Source organism: Candidatus Poribacteria bacterium (assembly GCA_021295755.1).
Classification (GTDB): domain Bacteria; phylum Poribacteria; class WGA-4E; order WGA-4E; family PCPOR2b; genus PCPOR2b.
The window spans coordinates 1-2,911 of sequence record JAGWBT010000226.1; the positions used below are offsets into that span (position 1 = coordinate 1).

Annotated in this window: 3 protein-coding genes; all 3 read right to left on the reverse strand. The window is 50.7% G+C overall.

The genetic code is table 11. The features are described from left to right. Positions 1-945 (reverse strand): DUF4037 domain-containing protein (locus J4G02_22360; protein MCE2397254.1); only part of this gene is annotated, 945 nt, incomplete at its 3' end. Between the two features lie 132 nt (positions 946-1,077). Further along, positions 1,078-2,091: an NUDIX domain-containing protein gene (locus J4G02_22365; protein ID MCE2397255.1), complete on the reverse strand. Its 1,014-nt coding sequence runs from the start codon at positions 2,089-2,091 to the stop codon at positions 1,078-1,080. Between the two features lie 14 nt (positions 2,092-2,105). Further along, positions 2,106-2,911: class I SAM-dependent methyltransferase (locus tag J4G02_22370; GenBank protein MCE2397256.1), on the reverse strand; the 806-nt coding region annotated here is incomplete at its 5' end.

Consider the following 2,911-nt stretch of genomic DNA (forward strand, 5'->3'; position numbering starts at 1 on the left):
GATGGCTGCCAAGCACGCCTCAGCAAATCGATCTCCTCCGATCACCCGAAAGGGACGTTTATAAAATAGACGGGTTTCGGGATCAACGTGAGGAGTGAGGTTCAGTCGGTTGTAACAGCGTGCAATATATTCGTAGGCGGAACAGAGTCCCGCTTCTCTGGTAGGGTAGTCCGTCGCCTTGAGTGCTGCATCCAAATGCGGGGTGAGTCCAGAGGCAATGCGTAGATTTCGGAATGCGCTGCCCAGCCACTTGCTGTACGGTGCATATCGCCGCTCTATAAGCAAACAGAGCCTCATGAGATCGCGCACAATTCGGGCTGTCAGGATTCGTGAGCCAAGTTCATCGCCGACTTCAGCCGTACGGCCAACAAACGCCTCTTCTTGAGCGATCCGACGCCACTGACAAGCCAAGAGCCATAGCCAAATATCGTTTGGATACCATTCCAGTTTACTGCGAACTCGTTTCAAATCTCCATCGGGATCGTGAAAGACCGCACCCGCTGTTACTTCTAGCAGTAGCTGTTGTGGTGTTGTAAGCCAGTTCTGGATCGTGATATCCACTTGTGGGTCAAATCCCAGATGCGATTTAAGCCATTCCTCAAGGGGTACGACGTGCACATGGTGCTGGACGGCGACCTCATCCCAACCGAAGTACACGGGCCATCCGTGAAACTCCTCTGGTAGGTTGGAATTGATAATCTTGCGGACGGCGTCTGCCTCAGAGGCTGCCACAAAAAGGTGTAATTGTGGTCCCCAGCCGTGATCTGTTGATCGAGGAGTATCAAAACCGAGGACATCTGACCCTGAACCTAGCCTTGCTGCACTGTGAGATTGCCCTTCTATGAGCGGGCGTACAACGTCAATGTAGAACATCCGAGCTAAATCAATGCCGCTTACGAAGGCGGTGCCATCGTTGGGTGTCTTGTTGGTTTTAGTCGAGGTCATTTCTCCTCTTGCCATTTCGTCCAAATTTTCACGGTCTGTAAACGCCGAATGGTGTGCAGAGGAACTTATTTTGTTACGGAAAGAACAAATTCAGTCAAAGGCAATATTGATTGCAAGGCTTCTTCAACTGTTTCATGTTTCTCTTGCATAACCTAGCTTTCCCCTGATCCGTTTTAGGAGCGAGAAGGCAAAGGGCGGAGTCGCACCAAGTGCATCCCAAGAATCTACCGCTCGGAGATCAAACCAGCCGATATCCTTTATTGGAGATGCTGCGTCACCTAACTCGGGTTCAATCCCAGGTCGCGCCACACCTTCGACAATCTGGCATAGGTACGTCTTGTGTTGCTCGTAGAGGGGGTCTTGCGGGACCTTCTCGTCCAGAATGAGTCGCTCTACTTCTACTTGGAGATGCGTCTCTTCCCGCACCTCTCGTATCACGCATTCTTCTTCGGATTCCGAACCCTCCCGCCCGCCTCCGGGAATTATCCAAACCGCCTTGCCTTCCTCTTCGATTTTCAGTAAGAGGACGTGGTGATTCTTTAGGATGACTGCCTGATATCGAATATCTCGTCCCTGAAAGGGCATGTCTGGCAGATAATTGCGAACCTCCTCCCAAGTATCATAGTCCCTCAGGACAGCAAGAACCGACGGCAGCGGATCTGCCCATACACCTTGGAGATCCCTTTCTCCCTCAACGGCTATAGGCCAGGCTAATTTCTCGTTGGGCGGATCGAATTGAGCGTCTATCCCGCTTCTGTTGCCTCTTGGATCTATTCTGTACCATCCCAATTCAGGCAGCAAAACTGCATTCAAACCGTGTAGTGTGAAGGGAGGAGCCTTCCCGTTTTGTGTGAGCCGTTGATAACACAGGCCGGCAGGTATGCGGTTTACCCTTAAGAGCGCAGCTAGCAGATGGCTTTTAGCAAAACACCATCCTGTCTTATGACGCAATACTTCGGACGCGGTGCAGGTTGTCGGGTTCATCTTGAAGTCACCGCTATGCTTGATTTCATCTCGGACCCACTCAAAGCAGCGTTTTGCGATCGTCGTTTGCTCTGATATTCCGTCTCCTAGAGTACGCGCGAGATCTTGAACTTCGGGGTGGTTATAATCCATCACGTCCGTGGGACGCAGGTATTTATCCATGTCAATCCTCCAACTCAGTCTTGCTTGCAGCAGACTGATATGATGCTAGGGCTATCAGCGGTCAGCGGTTCTAGATTCCAATCGCCATACTGCCGTTCGATACTGAAGCCGTTATAGTGCAGCAGCGCTGCAAGTTCTTGTGGAAAGGTGTAGCGCAACGCAGTACGCGTGATCTTGGTATGCTCCTCTTCACCTTCGTGCCAGCGTTTGTAGGTCGTCCAGTGGTGGATCTGAGCCGCATGGTCATATACGTAAGTTCTCGACACGCGCACTTCGTGCCCACTTATATCGATAAAGGAGGACCAATCTTGTTCCTCCACATTCGTTTCAAGGGGCACAAATAGCCCTTCTGGAGTCCGGGAGTAAGGGAAAATCGGATTACGCATTTCAAAAGCGAACAATCCCTTTTCGTGTAAATGTGCATACACACATTGCGACAGTGCTTCTTGATCGGCGTTTGTCAAAAACGCCTGAAAAGCGTTGCCAGTCAAAAAGATGAGTCGAAATTGTTCACCGAGATCAAATGTACGAGCGTCGTCCACAACCCAGCGCGTAGGCAAGCCAACAGATTTATTACGCGCCCGCTCTATCATTCCCGGTACGATATCTAAACCGGTTACAGAAAAGCCCAATCGTGCAATCGGGATACTGACACGACCTGTACCACAGGCGACTTCGAGCACAGGACCGCCGGTCTCTTGTGCTAGAGCGGTGTAAAACGCAATACCTGTATCGCTAGCATCCTCCATGTCATAGTTGACTGGATCAGAAAACTCCTCAAGATTGTCATGATTGATCAATATACCACTCCGAGATGTTA

Bases quoted from the DNA above. Each gene is read 5' to 3' on its own strand.
- J4G02_22365 (MCE2397255.1), bottom strand. From the start codon at position 2,091: ATGGATAAATACCTGCGTCCCACGGACGTGATGGATTATAACCACCCC.